This window comes from Melghirimyces algeriensis, from assembly GCF_900182565.1.
GTDB classification, from domain to species: Bacteria; Bacillota; Bacilli; order Thermoactinomycetales; family DSM-45169; genus Melghirimyces; species Melghirimyces algeriensis.
The window spans coordinates 251,185-277,986 of the sequence record NZ_FXTI01000003.1 but is presented as its reverse complement, the minus strand read 5'-3'; the positions used below and the strand labels follow the sequence as shown (position 1 = coordinate 277,986).

General features: G+C 45.9%; 29 protein-coding genes, 2 pseudogenes and 1 riboswitch. Of the genes and pseudogenes, 18 read left to right on the top strand and 13 right to left on the bottom strand.

Annotated elements, in window-relative coordinates:
- Window positions 1-321 precede the first annotated feature (321 nt).
- Window positions 322-1,695: a PepSY-associated TM helix domain-containing protein gene (locus tag FN782_RS06805; protein WP_142505015.1), complete on the top strand. Its 1,374-nt coding sequence runs from the start codon at window positions 322-324 to the stop codon at window positions 1,693-1,695.
- A gap of 109 nt (window positions 1,696-1,804) precedes the next feature.
- On the opposite strand, the gene FN782_RS06800 is transcribed toward FN782_RS06805, so the two are convergent.
- From FN782_RS06800 to FN782_RS06785, 4 genes and pseudogenes are all read right to left on the bottom strand, one after another.
- Window positions 1,805-2,923 carry an MFS transporter gene (locus FN782_RS06800; protein ID WP_142505014.1) on the bottom strand — a complete coding sequence of 373 codons (1,119 nt, stop codon included), beginning with the start codon at window positions 2,921-2,923 and terminating at the stop codon, window positions 1,805-1,807.
- 105 nt (window positions 2,924-3,028) lie between these two features.
- Window positions 3,029-3,586 carry a TetR/AcrR family transcriptional regulator gene (locus tag FN782_RS06795; RefSeq protein ID WP_142505013.1) on the bottom strand — a complete coding sequence of 186 codons (558 nt, stop codon included), beginning with the start codon at window positions 3,584-3,586 and terminating at the stop codon, window positions 3,029-3,031.
- A 320-nt stretch (window positions 3,587-3,906) separates the two neighbouring features.
- Window positions 3,907-4,472 (bottom strand): annotated as a pseudogene (locus FN782_RS06790) (short chain dehydrogenase).
- 17 nt (window positions 4,473-4,489) lie between these two features.
- Entirely contained in the window at window positions 4,490-5,479 is a 990-nt protein-coding gene (locus FN782_RS06785; RefSeq protein ID WP_142505012.1) for a zinc-binding dehydrogenase, read from the bottom strand.
- 202 nt (window positions 5,480-5,681) lie between these two features.
- Here FN782_RS06785 and FN782_RS17595 point away from each other — a divergent pair, with 202 nt between their 5' ends.
- A complete protein-coding gene (locus FN782_RS17595; protein ID WP_484177358.1) occupies window positions 5,682-5,897 on the top strand; it encodes a YczF family membrane protein in 216 nt (71 codons plus the stop codon).
- 15 nt (window positions 5,898-5,912) lie between these two features.
- Here the strand turns inward: FN782_RS17595 and FN782_RS06780 are convergent, their stop codons facing one another.
- Window positions 5,913-6,437, bottom strand: a complete 525-nt coding sequence (locus tag FN782_RS06780) for a spore germination protein (protein WP_142505011.1) — start codon at window positions 6,435-6,437, stop codon at window positions 5,913-5,915.
- A 279-nt stretch (window positions 6,438-6,716) separates the two neighbouring features.
- Here FN782_RS06780 and FN782_RS06775 point away from each other — a divergent pair, with 279 nt between their 5' ends.
- A complete protein-coding gene (locus FN782_RS06775) occupies window positions 6,717-7,619 on the top strand; it encodes a PhzF family phenazine biosynthesis protein (RefSeq protein WP_142505086.1) in 903 nt (300 codons plus the stop codon).
- A gap of 65 nt (window positions 7,620-7,684) precedes the next feature.
- Here the strand turns inward: FN782_RS06775 and FN782_RS06770 are convergent, their stop codons facing one another.
- Window positions 7,685-10,075, bottom strand: coding sequence for an FAD-dependent monooxygenase (locus FN782_RS06770; protein ID WP_185956101.1), 2,391 nt, complete (start codon window positions 10,073-10,075; stop codon window positions 7,685-7,687).
- 97 nt (window positions 10,076-10,172) lie between these two features.
- On the bottom strand, window positions 10,173-10,790 hold the full coding sequence (locus FN782_RS06765) for a TetR/AcrR family transcriptional regulator (RefSeq protein ID WP_142505010.1): 618 nt from the start codon (window positions 10,788-10,790) through the stop codon (window positions 10,173-10,175).
- 316 nt (window positions 10,791-11,106) lie between these two features.
- Here FN782_RS06765 and FN782_RS06760 point away from each other — a divergent pair, with 316 nt between their 5' ends.
- From FN782_RS06760 to arsC, 3 genes are read left to right on the top strand one after another with little or no spacing between them, the layout of a single operon-like run.
- Complete coding sequence (locus FN782_RS06760; RefSeq protein WP_142505009.1) at window positions 11,107-11,433, top strand: ArsR/SmtB family transcription factor; 327 nt, start codon at window positions 11,107-11,109, stop codon at window positions 11,431-11,433.
- A gap of 15 nt (window positions 11,434-11,448) precedes the next feature.
- Window positions 11,449-12,501 carry an ACR3 family arsenite efflux transporter gene (arsB, locus tag FN782_RS06755; RefSeq protein ID WP_281285919.1) on the top strand — a complete coding sequence of 351 codons (1,053 nt, stop codon included), beginning with the start codon at window positions 11,449-11,451 and terminating at the stop codon, window positions 12,499-12,501.
- A gap of 13 nt (window positions 12,502-12,514) precedes the next feature.
- Window positions 12,515-12,934: an arsenate reductase (thioredoxin) gene (arsC, locus tag FN782_RS06750; protein ID WP_142505008.1), complete on the top strand. Its 420-nt coding sequence runs from the start codon at window positions 12,515-12,517 to the stop codon at window positions 12,932-12,934.
- Window positions 12,935-13,122: 188 nt separating this feature from the next.
- Here the strand turns inward: arsC and FN782_RS06745 are convergent, their stop codons facing one another.
- Together FN782_RS06745 and FN782_RS06740 are read right to left on the bottom strand one after the other, a co-directional pair.
- The gene (locus FN782_RS06745; RefSeq protein ID WP_142505007.1) at window positions 13,123-14,187 is read right to left on the bottom strand and encodes a M42 family metallopeptidase; all 1,065 of its coding nucleotides are present in this window, start codon (window positions 14,185-14,187) and stop codon (window positions 13,123-13,125) included.
- 20 nt (window positions 14,188-14,207) lie between these two features.
- The gene (locus tag FN782_RS06740; RefSeq protein WP_185956100.1) at window positions 14,208-14,885 is read right to left on the bottom strand and encodes a YneB family resolvase-like protein; all 678 of its coding nucleotides are present in this window, start codon (window positions 14,883-14,885) and stop codon (window positions 14,208-14,210) included.
- Between the two features lie 83 nt (window positions 14,886-14,968).
- Here FN782_RS06740 and FN782_RS06735 point away from each other — a divergent pair, with 83 nt between their 5' ends.
- Window positions 14,969-15,154, top strand: coding sequence for a DUF896 domain-containing protein (locus tag FN782_RS06735; RefSeq protein WP_142505005.1), 186 nt, complete (start codon window positions 14,969-14,971; stop codon window positions 15,152-15,154).
- 184 nt (window positions 15,155-15,338) lie between these two features.
- Here the strand turns inward: FN782_RS06735 and FN782_RS06730 are convergent, their stop codons facing one another.
- On the bottom strand, window positions 15,339-16,118 hold the full coding sequence (locus FN782_RS06730; protein ID WP_142505004.1) for a sulfite exporter TauE/SafE family protein: 780 nt from the start codon (window positions 16,116-16,118) through the stop codon (window positions 15,339-15,341).
- A 1,008-nt stretch (window positions 16,119-17,126) separates the two neighbouring features.
- Here FN782_RS06730 and FN782_RS06725 point away from each other — a divergent pair.
- The 6 genes from FN782_RS06725 (at window position 17,127) to FN782_RS06700 (ending at window position 20,718) form a co-directional block, all read left to right on the top strand.
- Window positions 17,127-17,501, top strand: coding sequence for a transcriptional regulator (locus FN782_RS06725; protein ID WP_142505003.1), 375 nt, complete (start codon window positions 17,127-17,129; stop codon window positions 17,499-17,501).
- Window positions 17,502-17,555: 54 nt separating this feature from the next.
- A riboswitch (yybP-ykoY riboswitch) is annotated at window positions 17,556-17,643 on the top strand.
- Between the two features lie 71 nt (window positions 17,644-17,714).
- The gene (locus FN782_RS06720) at window positions 17,715-18,392 is read left to right on the top strand and encodes a TerC family protein (RefSeq protein ID WP_142505002.1); all 678 of its coding nucleotides are present in this window, start codon (window positions 17,715-17,717) and stop codon (window positions 18,390-18,392) included.
- A 269-nt stretch (window positions 18,393-18,661) separates the two neighbouring features.
- Window positions 18,662-18,934 carry a Mur ligase family protein gene (locus FN782_RS16745; protein ID WP_185956099.1) on the top strand — a complete coding sequence of 91 codons (273 nt, stop codon included), beginning with the start codon at window positions 18,662-18,664 and terminating at the stop codon, window positions 18,932-18,934.
- 269 nt (window positions 18,935-19,203) lie between these two features.
- Window positions 19,204-19,788, top strand: coding sequence for a TetR/AcrR family transcriptional regulator (locus FN782_RS06710; protein WP_142505000.1), 585 nt, complete (start codon window positions 19,204-19,206; stop codon window positions 19,786-19,788).
- 5 nt (window positions 19,789-19,793) lie between these two features.
- Window positions 19,794-20,252, top strand: a complete 459-nt coding sequence (locus FN782_RS06705; protein ID WP_142504999.1) for a hypothetical protein — start codon at window positions 19,794-19,796, stop codon at window positions 20,250-20,252.
- Window positions 20,253-20,256: 4 nt separating this feature from the next.
- Window positions 20,257-20,718: a DoxX family protein gene (locus tag FN782_RS06700; RefSeq protein WP_142504998.1), complete on the top strand. Its 462-nt coding sequence runs from the start codon at window positions 20,257-20,259 to the stop codon at window positions 20,716-20,718.
- 557 nt (window positions 20,719-21,275) lie between these two features.
- Here the strand turns inward: FN782_RS06700 and FN782_RS06695 are convergent.
- Window positions 21,276-22,869: pseudogene (locus FN782_RS06695) on the bottom strand (peptide chain release factor 3).
- Window positions 22,870-23,019: 150 nt separating this feature from the next.
- Between FN782_RS06695 and FN782_RS06690 the strand changes: the two are divergent.
- From FN782_RS06690 to FN782_RS06675, 5 genes are all read left to right on the top strand, one after another.
- Window positions 23,020-23,202: a helix-turn-helix domain-containing protein gene (locus FN782_RS06690; RefSeq protein ID WP_142504997.1), complete on the top strand. Its 183-nt coding sequence runs from the start codon at window positions 23,020-23,022 to the stop codon at window positions 23,200-23,202.
- An 18-nt stretch (window positions 23,203-23,220) separates the two neighbouring features.
- Window positions 23,221-23,841 carry a class I SAM-dependent methyltransferase gene (locus tag FN782_RS06685; protein WP_142504996.1) on the top strand — a complete coding sequence of 207 codons (621 nt, stop codon included), beginning with the start codon at window positions 23,221-23,223 and terminating at the stop codon, window positions 23,839-23,841.
- Between the two features lie 7 nt (window positions 23,842-23,848).
- Window positions 23,849-24,004 carry a hypothetical protein gene (locus FN782_RS16740; RefSeq protein WP_185956098.1) on the top strand — a complete coding sequence of 52 codons (156 nt, stop codon included), beginning with the start codon at window positions 23,849-23,851 and terminating at the stop codon, window positions 24,002-24,004.
- Between the two features lie 160 nt (window positions 24,005-24,164).
- Window positions 24,165-24,401 carry a hypothetical protein gene (locus tag FN782_RS06680; protein ID WP_185956097.1) on the top strand — a complete coding sequence of 79 codons (237 nt, stop codon included), beginning with the start codon at window positions 24,165-24,167 and terminating at the stop codon, window positions 24,399-24,401.
- A 64-nt stretch (window positions 24,402-24,465) separates the two neighbouring features.
- The gene (locus FN782_RS06675; RefSeq protein WP_142504994.1) at window positions 24,466-25,770 is read left to right on the top strand and encodes an MFS transporter; all 1,305 of its coding nucleotides are present in this window, start codon (window positions 24,466-24,468) and stop codon (window positions 25,768-25,770) included.
- Between the two features lie 341 nt (window positions 25,771-26,111).
- Here FN782_RS06675 and FN782_RS06670 read toward each other — a convergent pair whose 3' ends face one another.
- Both FN782_RS06670 and FN782_RS06665 read right to left on the bottom strand, forming a co-directional pair.
- The gene (locus FN782_RS06670; protein WP_142504993.1) at window positions 26,112-26,339 is read right to left on the bottom strand and encodes a hypothetical protein; all 228 of its coding nucleotides are present in this window, start codon (window positions 26,337-26,339) and stop codon (window positions 26,112-26,114) included.
- A 235-nt stretch (window positions 26,340-26,574) separates the two neighbouring features.
- On the bottom strand, window positions 26,575-26,778 hold the full coding sequence (locus FN782_RS06665) for a hypothetical protein (RefSeq protein WP_142504992.1): 204 nt from the start codon (window positions 26,776-26,778) through the stop codon (window positions 26,575-26,577).
- Window positions 26,779-26,802 lie beyond the last annotated feature (24 nt).

Here is a 26,802-nt window from a genome sequence, read left to right as displayed (position 1 = left end):
AGCGTGATACTATCAACATAGTGTCACGCTTTTTTCGTATATAAAGTCTATTTACCTCTATAAATGAAGGTATAATGCTATGAGTCTGTATGTGATTTTTTGTCACAGTCACAACATGCAATGAACGAATCCAGGCAGAAGTCTTGAGACATTATGGGATGCGGCAATGAACCAGAACAGACTAAAAGCCGGGAGTTCCACCACCCTCGCAGTCACCATTGGCCACGAGGGAAAGCCCATGAACGTCGAGGATGAAGTAATACTCGACTAAATCACAAAAAATCGCGAAAATCATGAACAACATTGAAAGGAGTCGCACTGATGGGCTTTTCTCAACCTCAATCCAAAGATTCCATTCAACCAAGCCGATCTCAAGAGCTCTTCCGGGCGATCTGGCGCTGGCATTTCTATGCCGGAATGATTTTCGCCCCGCTCTTGGTCATGTTGGCGATAACCGGTGGTATCTACCTTTTCAAGTCTCAAATTGAATCCATGATGTACAAGGATCTGTATCAGGTACAGGTGGAAAGAAAGGAATGGACGCCCTCTGACCAAATCAATCAAGTGAAACAGGCGTATCCGGATGCACAGGTCACCCGGTACCGCCCCCCTGAGGAGGCGAATCGGTCATCCGAAGTGGGGATCGTGGATGGAGGAAAGTCCCTTACCGTTTTTGTCAATCCGTACAATGGAGCCATCTTAGGGGAACTGAACGACGACAGTCGTTTGATGGATCAATTGGAAAAAATCCATGGGGAATTGATGGCCGGGACATGGGGAGACCGACTGGTGGAACTGGCAGCCTGTTGGGGACTCATCCTCCTGATCACTGGTGTGTATCTTTGGTGGCCACGGGGGCGATTCGGAGTGTTCGGGACCCTGCTTCCCCGGCTGAAGACAGGAAAACGAACGTTTTGGCGGGATCTCCATGCCGTTCCGGCGTTTTGGCTGTCGTTGGGAATCGCTTTTCTCATCCTTACGGGTCTACCCTGGTCCGGATTTTGGGGAGAGCAGGTTCAAAGGCTGGGGACGGAAGCAGGTATCGGATATCCGGCCGCCATTTGGTTTGGAGAAAAACCTGAATCAACGGTTCCTTCCAAGAATGTGGCTGACGTTCCGTGGGCAGCCGAACAACGGCCCGCTCCTCAATCCAATGATTACAAAGCTTCTCCCATTTCAATCGACAAGGTCGTAAAGATCGCCGATACTCGTCACGTTCACCCCGGTTATGATGTCTATTTTCCAAAGGGGCAAAAAGGGGGTTACACCATCTCCGTCTTCCCTGATAAATCCACGGACGAAGCCACATTACATTTGGACCAATACAGTGGAAAGGTGCTCGATGATTATCGGTTTGACGACTACGGTCCAATGGCGAAACTCATCGCGACCGGGATTACCCTTCACAAAGGCACCCATTTTGGGTTTCTAAACCAACTTGGTGGATTGATCGTCTGCATCGGAATTGTAGTCATCGCATTTACCGGTGTTGTGATGTGGTGGAAAAGAAAACCGAGCAACCGACTGGGAGCCCCTCCTCTCCCCAAAAACTTTAAACTCGTCAAAGTTGTCAGCATGCTTGTGGTTGCATTAGGGATCCTTTTTCCAATGGTTGGGCTCTCTTTGCTCCTTGTGTTGTCCATAGATTGGTTAATCATTCGGAGAGTTCCAATTCTAAAGCAGTGGATTGGATGATGCCATCAAAAAATGGTAACTAAAAACTCTATCCAGGAAACCTAAAACCAACCTTCACAGGTTGGTTTTAGGTTTCATTTTTTATTTCTCGGTCAAATAACCTCTCCTTCTATACATGTAACTGTTTTACTCGTACAAGCAATCCAATCAGTCCGATAAACGAAAAAAGGAGGAAAGCCGCTGTATACGAGGAGAACTCAATGACGCTTCCGGCAACGGATGTTCCCACAAATTGCCCTAACCCTAATAATAAAAAGGAAAGACTAATCCCTATGGACGGATTTTTCGGGAAAAGCCGCGTCCCCCAGACAATGAATACACCCGTCAAAAAAATATAAGTGATCCCAAATAGGATTGCAGAAAGAAAGCTAAACGATAAATGAGGAACCGTTAAAAGAGCAACAGAAGTAATCATTAAGGATACTCCAATTCGATATGCACATTGTATTCCCACGCGTTGAATGAATCCTCCTGCTGAACCACCAACAATTCCGGAAACCCCCATAATCATCCAAAACCAAATGGATACAGTATACGAAACGTTGTGTTCCAGTGCAAGAAAGCTTCTAGAGAACGCCCAATAAATCGAGGAACTAATGCCAATAAGAAAGGAAGCCAGAATAAGCCGATCACTTTTATTCCACAACTTCATTGGTTTTCTGAATGAAAAAGATGTGGTTTTCGGCTTTCGCATCGGGATTGCCTTTGCGTTCCATATCAAAACTGCAAGAGCGATGATTGCGAACAGTGTATAAGATAATCGCCAGTATTCAGTAAAAACCAAAGCAATTGGCCCCGATAAAATGATTCCAAAACTCGTGCCAGTGTTAATCCACGTATTGCCGCGATCTCTATCCTGTTTATTTAGTTCGTTCGCAGCAACATTGCCAAAAGCAGGGGAAGCCCAGCCAGTGCTTAGTCCAGCGAGAAAGACACTGCCTGCCAGAACAATAGTGTTCGGTGAAAGTGCGATACCAACCATGCCAAGTACCGCGCTTATACCTGCTAAACGAATGGTTATGTTTTGCCCGCTTTTCTGAATCAATAACGATGATGTTAGAAGAGCGATACAATAAGCGACATAGGCAACAGAACCAATAAATCCTGAGCTTGCCTCAGTTAACCCAAGGGTATTCGAGATTTCTGGCAAAAATAGTCCAAAACTAAACCGGGCAAAGGCATAGGAAACGCCAATCATGGCAATACCAGGGCAGACAATGTTTCTCATATCTCCACCTCTTATATAGAACGATCTTTCTATTATTGGTGTGAAGAAATTGTGAGTGTCCTTTCACTCACAATGCGTCGCCAACCGCATACTCTCATACGATATTTATCTTCTCCACGTGTTTAAAAGCGATTGCGCCATAGAGATCGCTTGCTTTCCTGCTTGTTGGGGTCCAACAATTTCAGCCATCGAAGTGGCCCCCTCTAATAATACTGTCATTTGAAAAGCAATATCTTCATCATTCGCATATCCGCTTTTCTGACCAAGATCCCGTAAATATTTCAGCAATTTGTTCTTATGATTTCTTGCTATGTTTTCAATCTGATTGTCTGTTCCCGCAAACTCTTCCATCGCCCGTAGAAACATACAACCGTTCTTTCCCTTATCATTTAACCAGTTGACATGTGCTTTTACCACTTGTAAAAAAGGAGACGCTGAGCCCTCTTCAACAAATGAATCAAGGTATAACCAATATTGTGATTCGCGTCTTTTAAGAATCTCTTCTATCAGTTGTTCTTTGGATGAAAAATGGTTGTAAAGCGTCATGATTGCTACGTTGGCCTCTTCAAGAATTTTTTTCAATCCTATGGCGTGAAACCCATGATCATAAAACAGTGACTCAGCAGTGTCGAGTATTGCCTCTTTTTTTATGGATCGGCTCATTTTTACCTATCCTCCCGCTTTAGATAGAACGATCATTATAATTTCATTTAAGCATTTACCCTACCTGGATGTCAAACGTTCTAAAAGTGGGAATTCCTTAAATAAACCATTGGGGAAGCAAAGAGCTACAGGTTCTGCACTAGGAGTGGTAGCAATGTTTGCTGGGTTAAACCCCCTCCCAATTACCTTTCGCTACAGGTTTCCTTGTTTTGGCATCGTTTTGGGACAATTGATCATTAGATCGAGAAGATGTAGGAACATACCTTGTTAAACAAAAAAAAGACCATCTGATGGTGATGGTCTTTTTTTCATAAATACTCTTATGAATATACTTGATAGGTTTGTCCCGTCTGAGCTCCCTCCACGCCCTTCCGGAAAGCGAGAGCCACACGGTTTGCCGAAACCGCTTCAAAACCGGGGAAAAAGTCACCATACTTATGCAATGATTCTTTTAAAACAGTAGGGCTTACATTGTTTAATGCGAATTCCTCTGGGCATATTGATCACAGCTGATTTTACTCACGGCTGCTGGGGCTCCCTGCGGAATGGGACCATCCATTAAAACACCTGTCTTAACGTAAAGCTACCATAATCACGAACAGAGTCCAAACCCAGATGAACCAAATTGATTTGACCTTTCAGCTTGCTTTCAATGGCCACTTCATTTAGTCCGCTATCGGTCCAAAATGCGCACTTCCTGCGGCGCTGACAACAGCATCCACTTTACCCATTTTTTATACATTTGCTTAATACTATCTATTGAAGTGATATCCACAGAAACATCTGAACCGCTTCGTCCGGCATAAATGATATCATGATTGGCTTTCAGCTCCTTAACAACTGCACTTCCTATGGTACCACTCGCACCAATGACAAGGATCTTCATCGATCTGTAACCCCTTTTCAAAGACTTGCGACAAAGCATATTTTTCCGAATTGCTCTCCTTCTTCCATTCGTAAAAAAGCGTTTTGTGCTTCCGTGAAAGGATATATTTTGTCGATCACAGGTCGTATTTGGTGATCAGAGATAAAACGTAGCATCTCGCGAAACTCCTCCGCACTCCCCATCGTGGTTCCCATCAGAGTAAACTGACCGAAAAAAAAGGGACGTAAAGGAAGCTTCACCGCTTTTCCGGTGGTTTCCCCAAAGTTGACAAATCTCCCTCCTGGACGAAGACGATCCAAAGATTGATCAAAGGTAGCCGGTCCAACACTGTCAACAACCAGATCCACCTGCTCCCCTGCCATTTGCTCTGCCCAGTCCCCATGGCTGTCAATCGCGGCATCCGCTCCCAACTGTAAGGCCTGATCCCGCTTCTCCTTACTGCGGGAGGTAACCGTTACCTGAGCACCCACTGCTTTGGCCATCAGCAGGATGAACGTCGCCACTCCACTTCCGATTCCTGGAACCAGAACATGCTCCCCTTCTTTTACTTGTCCTCTGGTAAAGAGCGCACGGTAAGCCGTTAAAGCAGCCAGGGGAAGAACTCCGGCCTCTTCCCATGTCAAGTGTTGTGGTTTTGGTTCGATATTCTCAACCGGTACTCGAACCTTTTCGGCAAATGTACCATGTTTCGGAAAACCCAGAATTTCAAATCCTTCCGGAGGTGCATCACTTTTGAGTGGCCAACCCAAACTGGGGTTGATGATCACTTCTTGTCCTACCTCTACTCGGTTCACTCCAGTCCCGATCGCCTCTACAACTCCAGCACCATCCGAACCAAGAATAACAGGATCATTTCGTTTTTTAAAAACAGTCCATATATCCCGGTGATTCAAACCGGAGGCTTGAAGCGATACGACAACTTCGCCAGGACCTGGAACCGGTTCATCCATTTCCATCACTCGCAATCCGCTAAACCCCTCTGGATGCGCATGTACAATTGCTTTCAAGGGATCTCTCTCCTTCATGTTGTAATTCACTCATATACTTCAAGAATCTACACCCTATGTCCTTCTATGCATACTCAGTTTTATGAACAGATGGATGACCATTCCTGGAAGCAGTTGATGCCTGTAGGGTCATTTCAGAGACTGTATAGCGTCTTCTAGATAGACCAACACTAGAAGTAATGACGAGTATCGGGTGAACGCAATGAAAAACATATTCATTTTTCTATTTCTCCTGTTTTTAACCATGCTGCTTCAGTCCGGTATGGATTTTTTGTTGGGCCAGTCTTCTGATAACATCTTAGACAATATACTCTATTATTTCTTTACAATGGATCAATCGGAATATGTGGTCCTAGTTGCTTTTCTGTTTTTGTATGCTGCACAACGTGTTAGACAATCCAGAAAAAAACGGTCTTGACCGCCTTTTCTTTTTTTATATCTCCCCCCGAATTTGTATATTTCTCCGATTGCGGACCAAGCTTGTGAGCCACAAAAGAAGGGGGATGCCGATCTGAAATGGGAGATGCAAGTACAAGGGGACAACTTTTAGGCCCTCTTCGATATGTACGGAATAATCACCAGCAATTGCGATCCACTGGCTGGTTACTCTTACTTCTCCGGTCATCAAGGCATTTTCCCTGATCCAATCGAAAGCGTTTTCCACCGTGATCGTTCGATGTTCTTCCGGATTTCGCATCATCGATTTCATGATAAAGTTGTCCACTCTGTCATTTCCCACTAAATTCTCAATATAGGCAATCGCCACTTCTACCCGGTGGTTAGTACCCAATTCAAATGTACGGATCACCAGGTCTGGAGAGTCATAAAGCCGTCGCTTCAGTTCATCCACATTTCGATCGAGTTGATGATGTAATTCGTGACTGTATTCAATCCGTTTGGCTTCTTTTTTATAGGCTTTTTTCTTATTCTGTTTTCGAGGATAACGACGGAATCTCACTCGGCTTCATTCCTCTTGATATGGATGTTTTATATTACCTGTATTGACTGGAATCAATAAAAATATAACGAAGGAATGGATGTCTAGAAAAAAGAGCCACAAATGAATGTGACCCTTTGTGGACTTATACGGTTTCTTGTGAAAGCCAGCTTTTTGAAAGTTTCTGATGAATACCTCCAATCTGCAAGAGTGTCATCGGTTTACCCACTTGTATTGATTTTACTAATCATCATTCGTCCTGTACGATATATTCAACAACAGGAAAAGGATGGGAAAGAGATGAAAAACATTCAGGTTTATCATGTAGACGCTTTTACCAACGTGCCTTTCAGGGGAAATCCGGCGGGCGTTGTTCCTGAGGCGGATCGTTTGACAGAGGAGGAAATGAAAAACATAGCTAAAGAGCTTAATTTGTCCGAGACAGCATTTCTGTTTTCCTCCAACCAATCTGAACATGATTTTCGCGTTCGCTATTTTACACCGACGGATGAAATGGATTTTTGCGGTCACGCCACAGTGGGGCTTTCATGGCTGTTGGCCACAACATACGGATGGCAGGACAAAACCAAACAAATTCGATTGGAAACCAATATTGGAACGGTTCCAGTGGAATTAGCCACAGAAAATCAAAACCTTACTGCTGTCACCATGACACAAGTTCCACCCAAGGTAAAAGATATCCAAACAGATCCGGGCGAGATTGCCCGACTGGCTGGAATTTCACCTGAGGCCTTGGATCAGCGATACCCGATCAAATTGGCGTATACGGGGAACTGGCACCTGATTGTCCCTGTCAAGTCCCAAAAGGAGATCGACGCCGCCCGACCACAGATAGAAGAACTTAAAACGTTGAATCAGATACAAAAAGCAAGTACTACACATCTATTTACATTTAACACAACAGAACCAGGATACGACTTGTACACCCGTGATTTTGGACCAGCGGTCGGCATCCAGGAAGACCCTGTGACCGGCTCAGCAAATGGCGCCCTTGCTGGATACCTTGCTATGGAAGGAATACTCCCTCTACAGCACAGGCATCAATTGAAAATCGCCCAGGGGCATACGATGGGACGGCCCGGCACCCTGTTTGTAACAGTTACAAAGGGAAACAAACCTGTGATTCAGGTGGGGGGATCTGCTGTTATAACCATATCCGGAACATTGCGACTTCCTGAATGAAGGAAACGGAGTCATCGTTTCATCAAAAACATTCTAATGACCAAAATTAAACCAGCCTTTTTTAGCTATCTTCTGAAAACAAAGCACCGTTGAGCAGACTCACCACTTGCTGGTTGACCATGGCCAAAGAACAGCCTCGATGGCTTATATGTGAGCAATTTCTTAATGCTGTTGCGGGTAAGGGAGACGTCTTCGAGCAGGAACATGTAGTCGGGCCGATCCTTAAACATCAATCCTCCGGCCATAAGATCCCCGACAAGCGCATCACCGCTGTCGAGCAGCAGAGAGATCGAACCAGGGCTGTGACCGGGAGTATGAAGTACCCTGCCTTTTACGCCATACTTATTGAGACTCGTGCCCTCTTCGATTTGCAAATCCGGTTCGAACGAGGGAATCTCCGGTTTCGACAAGGCCTTAATCACGTGGCCAAAGGGTCGAACGGGAGAAGGGATAACCGTTTTACCGGTGCGCATCCATTCTGCCTCAAGCCGGTGAATTGCCACCGGAACACCAAGACACTGCCTCAATTCGGCAGCATTCCCCGCGTGATCAGGGTGTCCGTGAGTAAGGAGGATCAGGGAAATCTCCTTCGGGTTCACGCCCTTTCTCTTCAGTTTCTTCAGCAAGACATCCGTTTTGCCTGGAAAGCCGGTATCCACAAGTACAGAACCTTCCTCTCCCCGGATCATGTAGCAGTTCACTGCTGGCGTAATAATGGGTACTACCTCTGGCTTCTCGGATAACCTGTCACCTTCTGTACGATAGGTGCCAATTTCTATGTCTTTCGGTCTCTTCGCGTGTGCTTTTGGTTGAAAGTATGGAGTGTGGTGTAGAAACGAAGTTAAATGCTCAAGCTGTACAGGTGAGTGAACATAGGCCAAGTGTCCGTCAGGGCGTACAAGGTAAGCTGTTAAGGTGCCAGGTTGATGATAATGTGTGAGATCCATCGCTCGATCAAGCCAAACCTTTGTTCCTTCAGGAACGTCTTTGAGCTCGCTATATTGGGTGGTTATGAGGTGCGGTTTAATCAGGTCAGGGTAGTGCTCTCTGATATGTTTGACAATCTCTCGCCATGAATGGTTCACAAGCGATCCTTTGTTTCCTCCATCTACCAGAAACAAGGAAAACTTGGTGTGATCCAACAGGTCGAACAACCTAAGGTATGAGTTGGAGCGACCATCGAAAAACAGCTGGTTCGGCACTCGATCTCCGGCGGTTAAGCTTCCAGCTTTACCGGAAACCAGCTGGGTTCCCCGGTAGTGATGTGCGAGTTGTGAAAGTCGATGAATCATCCCTAAGCGAAAAGTCGCACTGGTATTGAAAACGGTCATGAGGCTGTCCCGCAAATACGTTTTTCCACCTTCTCTCATAAGCATGGCATATGCACCGATATGAGTGGTACGTACCACGTTTCTTCCAATAGGATGACGTTCCGCCTCATAGCTATCCAAGAGATTTTCCGGTGCATACCCCTTGAGCACATATGCGAGTTTCCATCCGATATTGTAGGCATCCGCGATTCCGAGATTCATGCCTTGGCCACCAAACGGAGTGTGTATGTGGGCGGCATCTCCAACGAGAAACGCTCTTCCCTGTCGATAATGCTTAGCTTGGCGGTGGGCGAGATTAAAGACGGAAAAGTTATCCGTATACAAGATTTCTCCCTCAATCCCGGTACGGTTCACCATGCTGTGCTGAGCGTCCTCTATAGTTGGTTCCACAGGATTCCCATGCTCGTCAACATTCTGGGTATAGGCGATCCGATACCGCTTTTCTCCTGGAAGAGGAAACACACCAAAGATTCCTTCCTCACTGCTACTAAAGGTCATCTCGTTGCGGGGCAACGGCCATTCGATCGTTGCGTCACAGAGTACCCAGTCATCCGCATAAGGCTCCCCCCGAAACTCTAGTCCCAAAAGATCTCGCACTTTACTTTTGGCTCCGTCACAAGCAACTAACCAGCCTGCGCGACAGCTCTCCTCCATTCCATTTTTATGGCGAAGAGTGATTTCAATCCCCTCAGGGTATTGTTGAAGATCTGTCAGCTCTACCTCGCGTTCAATATTTACCCCAAGGTCATAAAGTGACTCGATCAGGATATTCTCGGTTCGATTCTGTGGGATATCTACCATATGGGGGAATCTCGTATCTTCTAGATCGGAAAAATCGATATGGATCCGATCACGATGCTTGGTTCGCAGGAAGAGGTGGTCTACGCGTTGCCCTTCGTCCATGATTCGATTCACGATTCCAAGGTCGTCAAAAATCTCCAGCGTGCGAGCGTGAAGTGCAGCAGCCTTCGTAAGTTCCAGGACTGAAGCATGCTTGTCAATCATACGAAACGAAATTCCATGTCGAACCAACTGGTGAGCCATGACCAGTCCGGTTGGTCCAGCTCCCACGATCAGTACTTCCGTGTCGTTTCCGTTCATTCTTTGATTCTTTTGCACAGTCATTCTATCCCTTCTCTCAATTAATAATTAGGGATGGGAGCAGAAATCAATGACATTTGGTGTAACAAAGATATCAGACTCACAGGACCGTTGCTCAGATTTAAGTAATCGCTTTTAAGTAGAGATCGACCATCGCATCAATTTTTGTAGATTCTGGTCGTTCCATTTTTCCTTCGGGGATCAGCAGACCTCCGAGGATGGCGTGGGTAAGCAGAAAGCCTACAAACATACGCGAGGCGGCCTCCACATCGAGATCATCAGCGACTGTCTCTCCACGTGCTCGATCCAGTATCGACATCATGCGTTCAAGTGCACGCTCACCCACCGTCTCACGAAACAAATTTCCGAGCTGCGGCAATCTGGGAGCTTCAGAGACAATCACCCTTACTAGAGACAAATACTCAGGCTGCATAATGTTTGCAATCATTCTCTCTGCCTGCTCAGTCAGTACTTTTCGCAATTGTTCACGGTTTGTCAAAAATGATTCGTTTTCAACAGAGGGCCACTGGTGAAGAGCATCCATCATGAGTTGGCCCAAAACATCAGCCATCAGTTCCTCTTTCGTTGGATAGTACGCATACAAAGTCTGTTTAGAGACCCCTGCTTCGGCTGCAATGGCGTCGGTGGTTGCTTCTGAGAATCCCTTTTCAAGAAACATGCGTTTGGCACCCTCTCGAATCTGTTGGCGCTTCGCTTGTTTGCGCAAGTCTTTCCTCATTTTATACCACCTCTCTTAATCAAACTGAACAGTACAGTTTTATAATACGTCACTTACCAAAGCATATCAAGAGATCCTATCGGTATTTTTAAAAAATATTCGGCGAGAATTCGCTCATTTTCGAGTATGGATGCTTGTGCTACTTTAACTGTTTAACAAAAATCGTTATATAGGTATATTGCAATATAAATACTACTCTCTTTATAATAATTATATCCTATGGAGATCTGAGTAGAAAATCAATCCGTGACAAGGAGAAGCGTCACGAATGTGGCCCAAGTATAAGCAAACGTCTTGAAAGGAGTTGTGATGAAGGATGAAGGCATTTGATCAGATGGCCGAGTATTACAAAGCACTCGGTGATCAAACCCGTTTGCGTATTCTGTCTTTGTTGAAATGTGAAGAGCTGTGTGTCTGCGAACTGGTGGAGATTCTCCAACTCTCACAACCTACCGTATCTCAACATATGCGCCGCTTGAAAAGTATCGGTCTGGTCAAGGAACGCCGACAGGGGCAATGGGTTTTTTACTCCTTGGATGGGGGTCAGTATCCTTTGTTCAAGGAAGTGATTCAATCCTTGCCGGATCTTCAAGATGAAATTGAACAATTAAAAACCAACGGCAAAAAAGTAATCTGTAGCTAGAAAGGATGAGCATCAATGAGCGGTATGATGAGACGACTCTCTTTTTTGGATCGATACTTAACCCTGTGGATTTTTCTGGCGATGATCATAGGGATCGGTTCCGGCTATCTCTTCCCTGGAATGGTGAACACCCTTACGGGATATCAGGTCGGCACCACTTCCATTCCGATTGCCATCGGTCTCATTCTGATGATGTATCCCCCACTGGCCAAGGTCCGATACGAGGAGTTGGGGCATGTGTTCCGCAATACCCGAATCCTGGGGTTGTCCCTAGTTCAGAATTGGATCATCGGTCCGATCCTAATGTTCGTCTTGGCCATCCTGTTTTTGCGGGATGAACCGGCGTATATGGTGGGGTTGATCCTGATCGGATTGGCCCGCTGCATCGCTATGGTGATCGTTTGGAACGATCTGGCCAACGGCAACCGGGAGTACGCGGCCGGATTGGTGGCGTTCAACTCCGTCTTTCAGATCGTGTTTTATTCCTTCTATGCCTATCTCTTCATCACTTTGATCCCGAAGTGGCTCGGCATGGAAGGAGCAGTTATCCATATCACCATGGCCCAAGTGGCGGAAAGTGTGCTGATATATCTGGGCATTCCCTTTGTTGCCGGAATGCTGACCCGGTTCTCTCTGGTCCGGACCAAAGGTCAGGAATGGTATGAAAAGGAATTTATCCCGGTAATCAGTCCCCTCACGTTAATCGCCCTTCTGTTTACTATCGTGGTGATGTTTTCCCTGAAAGGGGAGTTGGTACTGCAGTTACCCTTGGACGTGGTCAGGATCGCCATCCCTCTGGTGATTTATTTTGTAATTATGTTCCTGGTGTCGTTCTATATGGGAAAGAAAATGGGTGCCGATTACTCCAAAACCGTGTCCCTCTCCTTTACGGCCGCCAGCAACAACTTCGAGCTGGCCATCGCCGTCGCTATCGGTGTCTTCGGGATTCACTCCGGTGCCGCCTTTGCTGCGGTAATCGGTCCCTTGGTGGAAGTTCCGATACTGATCGCCCTGGTAAACGTGGCCTTTTGGTTCCAGCGCAAGCTTTTCCAAACGAAACAAACATAAAGGAGGCAAAAACATGTACAAAAAAACAATCTACTTCCTCTGCACCGGCAACTCCTGCCGCAGCCAAATAGCGGAAGGGTTCGGCAAAAAGATCCTAGGGGATCGGTTCCATGTTCACAGTGCCGGAATTGAAGCCCATGGACTCAATTCCAAAGCAGTAGAAGTAATGAAGGAAAAGGGGATCGACATCTCTGATCAGATTTCGGAGGTGATTGATCCGGCCATCCTGAACCGGGCGGATTATGTTATCACCCTCTGCGGAGATGCCAACGAAAGCTGCCCCATGACCCCGTCCCATGTAAATCGACAGCACTGGGGCTTTGACGATCCGGCGAAGGCAGAAGGAACATCGGAGGAGGTACGGGAAGTGTTCCGCCGTGTCCGCGATCAGATTGAAGATCGGATCCGTCGATTTAAAGACGAAACCAAGTAAAATTAAATGTCAGGATGGATATGAGCACCTCATCTCTGAGTTTCCTACTCACCTTAAACACAAAATAGCTTGAGATCACTTGGATCTCAAGCTATTTTGTGTTTAAGGGACAGATGATACTCCGTTTCCCTTCAGTGGCAAGTATGGGTAAATTTGACGAGGTCTTTGGACAATCTCTCCATCTATGACTATCCTAGACGGATTTGGTCCAATCGATCCTGATCTAAGCGCTGTACCAATGAAGCTAAAAACCTCTTCGTCGCTAGGATATCGTCCTTATCTACCACAGCCGCATGAGAATGAATATATCTGGCACAGACCCCGATGGCAGCGGAAGGAACCCCCCTTCCCGTTTTATGAACCGCTCCGGCATCCGTTCCCCCTTGAGAAACAAAGAACTGATAAGGAATACCTTCTTCTTCTGCTGTTTCCACCAAAAAACGGCGCATTCCCGGAAGAGGAACCATGGATCGGTCAAAAAGCCGAATAACGACCCCTTTGCCCAAAGCTCCAAAACCATCTTTCACACCGGGAGTATCACCTGCAGGGCCAGCATCGACTGCGAAAAAAACGTCAGGATTTACAGTTTGAGCGGAGGTAACCGCTCCGCGTAAACCGACTTCTTCTTGCACGGTAGCTCCGGCGTAAACCGTATTGGGGTGATTCATTGTTGTGAGATCATCCAGAAGCTCCAGCGCCATGGCACACCCAAATCGATTGTCGACAGCTTTTGTCATCAGGCGTTTGCCCCCTTCCATCTCAACCACAGGACAAACAGGAACAATCATATCACCTGGACGAACACCGATGGCATATGCTTCATCTTCATGATCCACCCCGATATCAATAAACATTTCCTTGATATCTACAGGTTTTTTTCTCGACTCTTCATTTAAGAGGTGTGGGGGAGTGGAGCCAATAACTCCCGGAATTCGTTTTCCGGCTCTTGTCACCACTTGTACACGCTGGGCCAACATTACTTGCCCCCACCAACCTCCGAGAGGCTGGAATTTCAGAAATCCCTGTTCTGTGATTCGGGTAACCATAAACCCTACTTCATCCATATGTCCAGCCACCATAACGCGAGGATGATCCTTTGTCCCCCGCTTCACTCCAAAGAGACTTCCCAGACGATCCTGGACCTTCTCCTCTGTATATTGGCTAAGTTCCTGGCGAAGAGCCCCCCGAACTTCCCCTTCTGCACCGGGGACTCCTGGCAACTGCGTCAATGCTCCAAAACGCTTCCAATCCATTGATTAAACACTCCATCTCTTTAGTTTTCATCTGTTTCTTCTACAGGTTTCAGGGTTGCTGAAGATGCAATCCATTCCCGATAACGGCGATGTACCGTTGACCGAGAGATATGATAGCCCCATCCCTGGAGAGTCGCAGCGATTTCTTCAAATGTCAGCTTCTTTTCTTTAAGAGATACAATATGTTCGATGGGAATTGATTTTTTGGTTCGTTTGCCACGACCCCGATTGGCAAGATTCATCTGAGGCGAATAATCTTTTTCCGAGATTGCCCGTCGCATTCCTTGCGAGATTTTATATCTTTTCCAATTCTTCCGTAACTCGTCTGATTTGGACAGCAAGCTCAACATGGTCCATTCATCTGCTCTTAACTCCAGTTTCCCCCCGGATTGAAAGCTGTATATATCACAACCGGACTGAAAGAGCTGATGAATCACCGCCAGCTTGGCCTCTCCTTTTCCAAGACAAGTATCGTTTGGCACCAGGACAGCTTCTATCTCCTTTTTCCGAACCCAATCCAGCAGGCGAAACAATCCTTTTCTATCCAAATCAAACCCACTGTGCCGTTCCGTGATCACTTCCTGTACTTTGCAAGACAATATGTTAGACCAATTTTTGAGGACTTTTACTTGTTCCTCTATATCCATTTCTTTTTTCGTTTGTGGAATGGAGACTCTTGCATAAATAATGCCCTTCACCTTATGTTTCACACCTCCATTCCAATCCCTCTTGCCAAAAAGTGTCGCATCCAGTAAAGTGTTTGACTGAAGGAGTGATATGGGTGATTACAGATCAACTGATCCAACGGATCAATGAATTGGCTCGAAAACAGAAAAGTGAGGGGCTGACCCCTGAGGAAAAAAAGGAACAGAAGCAGCTTCGGCAACAATATCTGAAAGCGATTCGTGGAGCTGTCAAAGATCAACTAGACCGCATTCAGTTTGTTGATGACCAGGATCAATCATGACAGGTATATATGTAATGCATGGGCTTCATGTTAACGATACCAAAAACTCATCAAACATGCGAGAGGTTCCCCTGCCAGGGTACGACCAGCAATTTAACAAAATGCTATAACATCTGATTTGCCTCAGTTTAATGAACAAACAAGCAGGACTCTAGGAAGAAATGCCCGCTTGTTTGTTTTAGCTTTAAAACAGGATATCATACCAGACTTTCACAGCCGTCACCAGAATAAGTACCGCGAGTGTTCCCTGAAGGAAACCGCGTTTGGCAGTCTGTCCCACCTTGGCTCCAAAGGATGCCCCGATTAGACTGCCAACGACCAGAATGGCCGACTCGAACCACATAACGTGTCCAGCTATAATCTTCCCGGCCATCCCTCCGATGGAAGACAGAAGAACAATGGCCAAGGAGGAAGCAATGGTGACCCGAAGGGGGACTCCTAAAATGGAAATCATGATAGGAATTAGGATAAAGGCACCTCCTGCCCCTACAATCCCAGACAGCACCCCGACGATAAAGGAAGAGCTAACTGCGACTCCCCGATGATAATTCCCCGCTTCCATGGCTTTCCCGCTTTCCTTTTTTCCGGGTTTTAACATCATGACTGCTGCAATCACTGCCATGATCCCGTAGATCAAATGGATCGTATCACCGGGAATCCATTTTGAACCGTATCCGCCAATCAAGCTCCCGATCACGATGCTGATCCCCATGTCCAACACCAGTCGTTTGTCGATCAGATTGCTTTTCCGGTAAGTCCACACACCCCCCAGTGTGGCGAAGAAAACCTGAACCATGGCCAGAGCGGACACTTCTTGAGCCGTATAGATCGCCACCCCGAACAGAGGTGGAAGGTAGAGAAGCATCGGGTATTTGACGATTGATCCCCCGATCCCCAACATCCCGGACAGAAACGACCCCAGAAATCCAATAAGGAACATAACCAAAATCAAACCAGAAATCATATCCTTTCTCTCCCTCCTTTTATGAAAAAGCGGGAAAGGTCACAAGCCCTTCCCCCTGTTGTTGTCAGCCTTTTTTCACTCGCATAAGATGGCCAGAACAAGTTTCGTGTTTTCATTTTCTCTCACCTTAATTACTTATACCTGTATAAGTAATTAACGGAAGCAAAAAAATTCTTTGTACCGAAAACTATAACAGAGTGAGCTCCCTTCTGTAAGAGAAGGGAGCGGGTTGGGATAGATTGGTGACCACATTAGGCACCGTCTCTGCACATTCCTTCTTTCTAATCCGTGGATCAAATCCAAGATTGTAGATACAACGTATTTCCAGCTCACGACACTAATTATATACCCTATAAGGTATATTATCAACCCTGATTCCGGGATAGGGTTTTCTGGTGACACGGTTGATAATATACGAATTCGGTAAAGACGAGCTGATCGATGGCACCTACGGCGGTGTGGCTCTATTTGGATGAAGCTTTTTAACTGATAGCACAACTTGTCCATCTAAAAAGAAAGATTTGTGCATCAAACAAATAAATCATATAATGATCGTCTATGAATTCACTGATTTTCAGGTAGGTTACAAGCCGAATGGATTGACTTTTATCTTCCACGTTTAAAAAAATAAGTGAGCCAAATAGCTCTCTTTCTAATGTAGTCATTCAGATACTCTTTTTCAGATTTCTCAAAGCTTCAATGTCTCCTTAAGAATCCATTTTATGTTCATCACAGCGCTCAATTAAAAAGCAATGAATTATTCTACATTCTTAGGTATTCAAAAAATACCTATCTTTCTGGACATACTTGATTGATCAAGAGAATGGAACATTTTCTGGGACGTTGGATGTTTCGCATTGAGATTGGTTAAGTCGCGCGATGCGCCATTTAATCCAAGTGGTACATGATATTAATAGTTTATATCACAAACCAGTTATTGAATAAAATAAATTTGTAATATATAGTAATGATATACGACGGAATATTTGGAGTTCGGGGGGATCTTTAATGTTACCTTATAAAGAGTTGGCCAATCTGGATAAAATCGTTCACGAGCCGGCTCGTCTGTCCATTTTGACAGCGCTATCCGCTTGTACCTTGGCAGAATTTCTATTTCTCCAAGAATTGACCGGCTTAACGAAAGGGAATCTTTCCAGTCATTTGTCCAAGTTGGAAAAAGCCAATCTGATTGTGATTGATAAACATTTTGTCCGAAAGAAAATTCCCCAAACCACCATCCGAATCACATCAGAAGGTAAAGCCGCCGTGGACCAACATTGGAAACAACTCCTTTCCATCCATCAATCCATCCGTCACCATGGAGCCAACAATGAAAACCGATCCGCCCCAAATCCTCTATCCATCAATCAAGCTTTGACTTGACGATTGTTACTATCTTTTGTATTCTGATATTGACATGGAATTACATAGTCTCTGTCTCCTGTTAAAGGGGAGTAGCTATTACAACAAAGTCGTCATTACGGGGTTTGAACCCCCGGCTTTGTTGGCAACGCCAACCGTTGTTAGCAAGACCTTTACCATTTATTTGGTGAGGGTCTTTTTATTATTATCTTTATTAAAAGCGAGGTTAAGGACATGACAGATTTGTTTACAATGGAATTTTTGCAGGCACTAATTTCCATCATTATTATTGACTTGGTTTTGGCTGGTGACAATGCCATCGTCATTGCGATGGCCGCCAGAAAACTGCCCAAAAATCAACAAAAGAAAGTCATCATCGGCGGAACAGCCGGTGCCATTGTAATTCGGGCGGTGGCTACACTGGCAGTCGTATGGCTCCTTAAGATTCCTGGACTTTTGATCACCGGCGGTCTCATTCTCATCTGGATCGCTTACAAACTGTTAGTGGAAGAAAAAAGCCATGAAGAAGTAAAAGCCAGCAACAACATTTGGGAGGCCGTCAGCACCATTATTATCGCGGATGCAGTGATGGGATTAGACAATGTATTGGCCGTGGCCGGAGCAGCTCACAGCAACTACCTTTTGGTCATTCTTGGACTTTTGATCAGTATCCCGATTATGGTTTGGGGAAGCACGATGATTCTGGGCTGGATTGAACGCTTTCCATCCATTATATATATCGGCTCTGGGGTTTTGGCTTGGACCGCCAGCAAGATGATTGTAGACGAACCCTTTCTAAAGGGATTCTTTGAAGAACAACCCTTATTGAAATGGGGACTGATTATCTTCATTGTGGCTGGAGTTCTTTTGCTCGGTCGCCTGACAAAAAGAAAACAAATGGCCGAAAACTAAAAATGGGCACCCTTCTCATGCCAAGTTGACCATTTAGGGAATAGGATATGATGAACAAGACATCACATATTACTCATTGATCAAAGGAGGCGGTTCCAACGAAATCCGTCACCTTGAAAAAATGCGTCCAAATTATCGGTGGTTCGCTTATACGCGGGAATGAAAAGAAAGTACTGCGGTCTGCCAACCTTGGAAAAACAAAAAGGCTAAAAAAGGACCAAATTTATTTTTTTTCAAAATCCCAATCGAGGGAAAAGCAGCAACATGCCTTGCAAAAAACACCACCGAGCGCTGTGGTGTTACCTGAAGATATGCCCCTTCTTTCCTTGCCCAAGCAAACTGCTTTAATCAGGGTAAAAAACATCTCTCAGGCAAGCTGGCGGTTGGCACTCTGGAACTGGAAACAACACTCTCCCCGTGTCGCGGCAATTACCGGGAGTGCTGGCAAATCGACCACAACAGCAATGGTAAGCAGTATCCTGAAGCAAATCAAGCGGGTGGTCCATACCACCGGAAACTTAAATACGTATTTGTTTCAATGATCCCCCTTATCTATGACGATACAAAACTGGTCAGGAAATCAATCCCTGACCAGTTTTGTATCTTGGTATTCATTGTAAAATGACGGTTGAAAAAAGGAAAATATTAGGCCTTCAAATTTGCGTTTAAAGGGCTCTTTATTTTCCGTCCGAATCCTTCTGTTCAGTGTTATGTTTAAAAAATAAGTTCACAAACCGACGGTCGGTTTGTATAATAGAAGTGAACAGACTAAAGGTCGGCTTTTCAAATTTCACCTTAAAGGAATGGTTTCATGGATAACTCAAGTTACCGACGATTATTACAGATAACAGAAGATTTAATTCGGGAAAAGGGATGTCAACGAACAACGCTGGCAGAGATTATGAATCGGACCGGTCTTTCTAAAGGTGCCATTTATCATTATGTATCAGGGAAAGATGAACTGTTCGGGTTAATCCTGAAAGAACGGACTAAAGAAGTTAATCGTAAATTTCAACAGGCAGTTGACCTGGAAAACCCCGAATTGGAAAATCCGCTAAGGGCCATTGAGAAAGGAACCCAACACATTATGGATCGAGAGGATATAACAAATCTCATTTTCATCTATCTTCTTAGCCGTCAAGAGGTTCCTACCGTTTCCCGCATTTTAAAGGAGGTTTATCAATATTCGGAGCAGGCTTCCATCGCATGGATCGAAGCAGGGCAACAAGCAGGAGTGATTCCATCTCAACTGGATGTCAAAAAAACCGCCGCTATGCTTATGACCTATTCTTATGGCATGCGTGTAATGGCCATGGTGTCACCGGAATCGTTCACCTTGACCTCAAAGGATTACTATCAGTTCATGCTCAATGTGTTAGAGGGAAAAAAGGAGTGAAACATGTGACAGACGAGACACGCAGGACAGCCGGTTGGTTTCTGATTATTCTACCGACTGTAGTATATGGAGGAGTCAGTCTTCTTTCATTTTTAATCGATACAGAATCGGGATATCTTGAAAATACGTTGCGACAGGATTTATGGAGAGCAGGCCATGCTCATGCCGGAGTTCTGTTACTCCTTACATTATCAGTCCTTCCGTACCTGGAACGAGCCGCTCTTTCGAAAAAATGGAAACAATTTGCCCGTTTTTCCATCCCCTCAGCAGCAATCTTTTTGCCTTTAGGGTTCTTTTTCTCTGTGCTGAAACCGGATGCTACTGAACCAAACGGATGGATCTATCTGGCCTACATCGGAGCTGTCATTTTAACCGCCGGCTTGCTCACGCTTGGTGTGGGATTGGTCCGAAAAGGACGAACCCATATCAAACAGCAAAATACGATCGATCAAAGGGAGTTGTAAACCGATGGCCCCTCTTATGATGTTAGTCACCGGGTTTGGATTTTTTTATCTTCTTTCTTGGTGGAAACCCTTTTCCAAAACCAATCGTGCCGATTGGGCAACATGGTCATTGGTCGTTATGCTATTTTTTGTCGGAGGTAGTCACTTTGCCAAAACGATGGAACTTGCATCGATTGTTCCCCCTTGGATTCCTGCACCAACCGCAGTCGTGTTATGGACGGGTGTGTTGGAAATGTTGTTTGCTGTTGCACTGTTGATTCCCTTTACACGCCGACAGGCGGGGCTGTTAATCGCTGTCTACTTTATACTTGTTTTCCCCGCCAATATTTACGGAACGTTACAGGGAATCCAGTTGTCAGGCACCCCTTCCATCCCCGGCTATCCATGGATTCGCCTCTTCTTTCAGCCCTTATTTATCGGATGGGCTCTGTGGGTGTGGAAATTGAACTCTGGCACAATCAAATAACAAACTGGACTCTCGCCCCTTCTTTTCGAAGGACCTATTTTGGGTAAAACCAGCAACGCTACGACAAACTGCAATTTATCCTATTGGAAAAGAAGGTTGTCTTCATAAATCGGTATTTACAGAAGGAATGCAAAAAGCCGCAAGGGAATATCATCCCTGCGGCTTTTTGCGTAAATCGATGATTCGATAGCTTTCTTGGAACCAAACGGGCTCCTCATGTTCCTTTTCAACTTCAATCGGATGCTCTTCTACCCGCGGCTCCCAGAACCGCGTATATCAGTGCCCAACCGGGTAGCCGGAACAATTTTGTCGAGGATTAAGCACTGTTCTCCGGGGCAAAGAACCCGGAGAGATTGGTAGTTTTTTCCTGAATTACCGCCAGTTGTTTCTGCGGTGATGTCGAGGCACTTGGCGTTCACCAAGATATCGATGTAACTTTGACTTTTGTCCAGAAAGTACAACTCTTCCATGACTTATTGGATACGGTATGATTCTTCTCGGAAACTCTCAAGCACCATGGGAAGGTATGGCCATCCTCCATTCCTCCTTTTCCATTACTAGTCAGACTGTTTGACAAAAGTCAGTTCCGGATTCTGCTGAATGAGATGTTGCATGTAGAACTCGGAGTCGAACAGCACCAACAATTGGTCTTCGTCATCCTTCACACACAGGGTTCGTCCCCCTTGTTGGAGACGGGCGGGGTCTTCGATCGTTCCTTTAACCCAGCGGGCAAAACGGTACGGAAGACGTTCAAAGATCAGCTCCACGCCGTACTCGCTCTTCATTCGATGTTCAAACACTTGGTATTGTAGTTCTCCGACAGCGCCGATGATGATTTCGTCCCGTTCTGGAGAGGAAGGTTCGATATTTTTGGATGGCGCCTTCCTCGACCAGTTGCTCCAAACCCTTTTGGTATTGCTTGTAACGCATGGCGTTTTTGTTCGTGATTTTGGCAAAATGCTCCGGCGGAAACTTGGGAAGCCGTTCAAGCTGATAGGAACCTTTCTCGCAGAGAGTATCCCCCACCCGAAACTGTCCGGGATCAAACAGACCGATGATATCCCCGGCGTAGGCTTCTTCCACGATGGAACGGTCCTGTGCCATGAACTGCTGAGGTTGTGCCAATTTCAAGGTCTTTCCCGTGCGAACGTTTCGAACGCTCATTCCCCGTTCGAATTTCCCGGAGCAGACGCGGAGAAAAGCGACGCGGTCCCGGTGAGCGGGGTTCATGTTGGCTTGGATTTTGAATACGAAGCCGGAGAAAGCTGTCTGTATCGGTTCAATCAGTCCCTGGTCGCTTTTCCGTGGAGAAGGGGGCGGAGCCAATTCCAGAAAGTCCTCCAGAAACGCTTCCACCCCAAAGTTGGTGATGGCACTGCCGAAAAAGACCGGAGTCAACTCACCGTTTTCAATTCTTTCGATGTCGTAGGGTTCCCCGGCGATATCCAGCAACGCGATCTCTTCCGAGAGTCGGTCGGTAAGGAGATCCCCGACCTCTTCCCGGATCTGTGGGTCGTCCGGACCATTTACGTTCAGTCGCTGCGTATCCTTCTGTCGCTCGAAACGTTCCAAACGAAAGCGATGACGGTTATAGATCCCGCAAAACTCTGAACCCATCCCTATCGGCCAATTCATGGGGTAGGAACGCATTCCGAGAACGGACTCGATTTCTTCCAAGAGATCAAACGGGTCTTTCCCCTGACGATCCATTTTGTTGATAAAGGTGAAGATCGGAATCCTCCGCTTGGCACAGACTTCGAAAAGTTTGATCGTCTGGGCTTCCACCCCCTTGGCACAGTCAATCAACATGACGGCGCTGTCCGCTGCAGCCAGCGTCCGATAGGTGTCTTCACTGAAGTCTTGGTGCCCCGGCGTATCCAGGATGTTGACATGATACCCATGATAGGTAAATTCCAGTACGCTGGACGTGACGGAAATCCCCCGCTGCTTCTCAATCTCCATCCAGTCCGAAGCGGCGTGTTTGTCGGTCTTTCTACCTTTCACGGAACCGGCTTCCCGAATGGCTCCTCCGAACAGGAGGAGTTTCTCAGTCAGTGTGGTTTTGCCGGCATCCGGATGAGAAATAATGGCGAAGGTTCGTCGTCGAGCAACCTCGATGTGCAATCTATTCATCACTTGATGTCCTTTCATCCGATAATTCTTCTTTAGACTATAACATATGTAGATGATCTGAATACAAATTATTTATCCTCCATTATAAAAGAATATAAAAGAAGCGGTTTGAGTTATACTCCGCCATATGCTATAGTATCCTATGAGAACCAGTAAAGGAGGCCTCCGATGGACCAAGAAGTCTTGACCGTCGCACAGGTGGCCAAATACCTGCAAATCAGCGAAATGACCACGTACAAACTGGTGCAGCAAGGAAAGATCCCGGCCTTTAAGATTGGACGTCATTGGCGGGTGAAAAAAGAAGATCTGGCGGAATTCATTGAAAAGCGCAAAAAAGGGGAACGAATTTAACCAAAGCGGTGAACCATTTTGTTAGAACTGACGGAAGAACGTGTGATACCGAAATTGATGAAACCGACCAACGGCATGTTGCTGGAGCATCTCGCCCGGTATTATTTTTCCACTCCCTATGTAAAAGGACGGGTATTGGATATCGCCTGTGGGGCCGGTTACGGAACCCACATGGTGGCCAAAGCCTGCAAAAAGAAGGTGGAAAAAATTATTGGGGTGGACCTCGATCCGAAAACCATCGAGTACGCGCGAAAGACTTACTACCACCCCTTGACGGAATACCGCGTGGCGGACGCTCAGGATACGTCATTGCCGCAGAAACTGGGTCGGTTTGAGACCATCCTTTCTTTTGAAACGATCGAACATCTCCAGGACGATCGACTGTTTATGCGGCATTTACACGAGATGCTGACCCCGGGCGGTACGCTGGTGCTGTCCACTCCCTTTGGCAAGGGACGGGGAAAACCGTGTAAATGTCCTTTTCATATTCATCAACTGACACCGGAAGAGTTCGTCGAGCTTTTCGAGGGATTTTCCGAGGTCGAGATTTTCTACCAGCGGGGAGTGACGATCGAACCGCCGCGGAAGAACGTGAAATACCCGCTGGGTGTGGCTGTCTGTAAAAAAGAAAAAGGGTAGCGAACGGTTGAAACGACAAGTGCGTGGCATCAGCATTCATACCTGCAGTCGTGGCTTACTTTATTATGTTCATGATGAACAGGGAAAGACCAGAGAGGTGAGTGAGGAGGATGACCTTCATCTGCGGAAAACCAAAATGGAACTCCGATCGACCCATTTTTAAAAATTCAAATTAGGGATTACCTGGGTCGCACTAGATTTTTACAACTATAAGCACCAGTTTCGCCCGTCCGAGTTATTGTTTGATTTATTAGGGAAATGGTCTCCAAAAGTGGCAATAGACGACGATCCTTACGATCACCACAAAATAGAATCCAAAGGGGATGGTTTTAGCAAAACCATATTTGATTAGCGCTCAAACCTTGATGTTGGCGAAAAGACATGCTGATCGACTCGGATTGGAAGATCAGGATTGGATTTACCTGCCCTACCATGATGAAAAAGAACGGGCAAAGCGTTTGAAGCATCTGTCCTACACACCTAAAGAAGCGAGGGAAAAACTGCAGGGAATCTTCACGACAAAGGAATACAATCTATTGATCAAAAAAACGGAGAAGTAGGATACAATGGAAGCCGCCAGGCTTCTTTATTTGTTGGGAGGGATCCAAGATAGGGACACGTTCGATGGAAGACGGTCAGACTGTCTTCCGGACCCGTTTTTATTATGGGTGGATGATCGTTCTGATCGCTGGACTGGGCGTTTTTTTCTCAGCCCCAGGTCAAACCTATTCCAATTCCATCTTTATCGACTATTACATCCATGATTTCGGTTGGAGCCGTTCGCTCGTTTCGGGGATCTATTCCGGAGCCACGCTGTTCGCCGGTTTACTGTTGATACTTGTCGGCAGAATGGTGGACCGTTTCGGACAGCGAGCGATGATGGTGGGAGTGGGAACCCTCTTCGCAGCCGCCTGTTTCTGGAACAGCTTTGTATTCACACCCATCATGCTGTTCATCGGATTTCTAACCATCCGGTTGTTGGGACAGGGCTCCATGACCTTGATCCCTAACACACTGGTTCCCCAGTGGTTCATCCGCAAACGGGGACGTGCGCTCAGCCTGATGATGATCGGAGGATTTGCAGGGGCCACCTTCAGCCCCATCCTCAATGCCTGGATGATCGATCGTTGGGATTGGCCGACCGCTTGGCGAATCTGGGGCATCTTATTGTTGGTGGTCTTCGTTCCACTGGCAGCCATTTTTGTTCGAAACCGCCCGGAAGATGTCGGGATGCTGCCCGATCAATCCGGAAATTCAGGTAGGGAATCAGGTGCTGTAACATTGACACAGGAGGAAGACTGGACGTTGAAGGAAGCGATGAGAACCCGGACCTTCTGGTTGATCCTCATGTGTGTCAGCTTCCCAGCCTTGGTAAACACGGGGCTCACCTTCCACCTGACCTCGATTATGAAGGATCAGGGATTAGGAATATCAACAGCTGCACTTGTTCTCAGTTTGATGGCGGGAATTGGTTTCCCTACGACCTTTGCCGCTGGGTTTGCCGTGGACCGGTACGCGGTCCATCGGGTCTTGGCATTTGTCTTTCTGCTCCAATTTGTTTTCCTGGTTCTAGTCTTGAATGTTCATTCCGTTACAACTGCTGTGTTATTCGCTGTCTTCTGGGGATTTTGCAACGGTTTGGAGCAGATCGTCCTCAATGCAATATGGCCTCAGTATTTTGGACGTCGTTATCTCGGAAGCATTCGGGGAGTCGCCATGACCACCACAGTCATTAGCTCCGCTCTTGGGCCACTGCCTTATGGAGTCGCATATGACTGGTTCGGCGGCTATACCGAAGTCATCCTGGCAACCTTTGCATTTCCCATTGTTGGATTTGTAGCAGCGCTGTCCTCTACACCTCCAAGAAAATCACCCAAGTCAAATCAAATAGTCTCCCCCGATCTCTGCCAACCTGGGAATAAAAAATAAGAACCAATGAACCGGTCACATTGTGACCGGTTCATTACCCTTTATACACATCTTTCCGATTTCCATTCTAACTTCCGATACCGTACTATTATCGGAAGTTGAGATTTTAAACCCCAGCCATATCAGGAGGGTAGTCCGATATGCGCGCAACATAAACAAGCAATTTGGGTATTTGATCCATTTGGCGAATCAATCCCCTATCATCGGATCCCATGATCAGTATTTCCGAAATTTGAACACTGAGAGCAAAACTGTATGTATTCCCTTAGACATACTGGAAGATAGATGCTAATACTTCCATTTATTATACTATTCGCAATCTATCAACCACATTTGTCTTTTCAGTTTGTTTTTCGTAAGGGTGTCTTTCCCCCTATAAGAGCCACCAGACATATAAAGCTTCCTGCTGCGAGAAAAACGAAAGTGTTATTAAGATAATCTCCCAAAGCTCCCCATAATCCAAAAGCCACTCCCATGATGAACAACAGTCCACCTAGTTGCCAAGAATAATGGACCAATGGGAAAAATAAAAACATGGTTCCGCCAGTAAACAAGGTAATTAAGTACAACATTCCCCTCCTGTTTTTTAAAGAATATACGGAAAGGAACAAAAAAGCAGTTGTAGCTCCCAGTCCATAACAGGAAATCACAACTCCATAGATCTGGGGAGTCCAGTTAAGATCGATCTGTATAAATTGAGGCATATTTACTTGGATTTTACAGCGGAGAGGTTCGCAAAAGTAATAAGAATCACTGACCAAAAAACAGCGGGTTCTTGAACAAAATACCAAAGAGAAAATACAATCACTGGTATAGTCGAAGCGATAAGAATGGAACCCATAGCAAGTGTGGACCCGTAATATGTACCACTTCCCAAGCCAAGCCTGCTTGATAAATTCCTGTTCCAAGTGAAGAAAGACCCTGTCCAGTCCATAAAGCAACTAACGATTGATTCCTCCAAAAAGAAGGGCGTTTTTTATTTGAAGCTTTATTGTTAGAAACATTCAAAGAGCTCACCTCCTAAATATCTCC

What these genes read in the sequence shown, in the direction of transcription:
- FN782_RS06805 (WP_142505015.1), top strand. Translation starts at nt 322, where the DNA reads ATGGGCTTTTCTCAACCTCAATCCAAAGATTCCATTCAACCAAGCCGA.
- FN782_RS06800 (WP_142505014.1), bottom strand. Translation starts at nt 2,923, where the DNA reads ATGAGAAACATTGTCTGCCCTGGTATTGCCATGATTGGCGTTTCCTAT.
- FN782_RS06795 (WP_142505013.1), bottom strand. Translation starts at nt 3,586, where the DNA reads ATGAGCCGATCCATAAAAAAAGAGGCAATACTCGACACTGCTGAGTCA.
- FN782_RS17595 (WP_484177358.1), top strand. Translation starts at nt 5,682, where the DNA reads ATGAAAAACATATTCATTTTTCTATTTCTCCTGTTTTTAACCATGCTG.
- FN782_RS06775 (WP_142505086.1), top strand. Translation starts at nt 6,717, where the DNA reads ATGAAAAACATTCAGGTTTATCATGTAGACGCTTTTACCAACGTGCCT.
- FN782_RS06770 (WP_185956101.1), bottom strand. Translation starts at nt 10,075, where the DNA reads ATGACTGTGCAAAAGAATCAAAGAATGAACGGAAACGACACGGAAGTA.
- FN782_RS06765 (WP_142505010.1), bottom strand. Translation starts at nt 10,790, where the DNA reads ATGAGGAAAGACTTGCGCAAACAAGCGAAGCGCCAACAGATTCGAGAG.
- FN782_RS06760 (WP_142505009.1), top strand. Translation starts at nt 11,107, where the DNA reads ATGAAGGCATTTGATCAGATGGCCGAGTATTACAAAGCACTCGGTGAT.
- arsB (WP_281285919.1), top strand. Translation starts at nt 11,449, where the DNA reads ATGAGCGGTATGATGAGACGACTCTCTTTTTTGGATCGATACTTAACC.
- arsC (WP_142505008.1), top strand. Translation starts at nt 12,515, where the DNA reads ATGTACAAAAAAACAATCTACTTCCTCTGCACCGGCAACTCCTGCCGC.
- FN782_RS06745 (WP_142505007.1), bottom strand. Translation starts at nt 14,187, where the DNA reads ATGGATTGGAAGCGTTTTGGAGCATTGACGCAGTTGCCAGGAGTCCCC.
- FN782_RS06730 (WP_142505004.1), bottom strand. Translation starts at nt 16,118, where the DNA reads ATGATTTCTGGTTTGATTTTGGTTATGTTCCTTATTGGATTTCTGGGG.
- FN782_RS06725 (WP_142505003.1), top strand. Translation starts at nt 17,127, where the DNA reads ATGTTACCTTATAAAGAGTTGGCCAATCTGGATAAAATCGTTCACGAG.
- FN782_RS06720 (WP_142505002.1), top strand. Translation starts at nt 17,715, where the DNA reads ATGACAGATTTGTTTACAATGGAATTTTTGCAGGCACTAATTTCCATC.
- FN782_RS06710 (WP_142505000.1), top strand. Translation starts at nt 19,204, where the DNA reads ATGGATAACTCAAGTTACCGACGATTATTACAGATAACAGAAGATTTA.
- FN782_RS06700 (WP_142504998.1), top strand. Translation starts at nt 20,257, where the DNA reads ATGGCCCCTCTTATGATGTTAGTCACCGGGTTTGGATTTTTTTATCTT.
- FN782_RS06690 (WP_142504997.1), top strand. Translation starts at nt 23,020, where the DNA reads ATGGACCAAGAAGTCTTGACCGTCGCACAGGTGGCCAAATACCTGCAA.
- FN782_RS06680 (WP_185956097.1), top strand. Translation starts at nt 24,165, where the DNA reads ATGGTTTTAGCAAAACCATATTTGATTAGCGCTCAAACCTTGATGTTG.
- FN782_RS06675 (WP_142504994.1), top strand. Translation starts at nt 24,466, where the DNA reads ATGGAAGACGGTCAGACTGTCTTCCGGACCCGTTTTTATTATGGGTGG.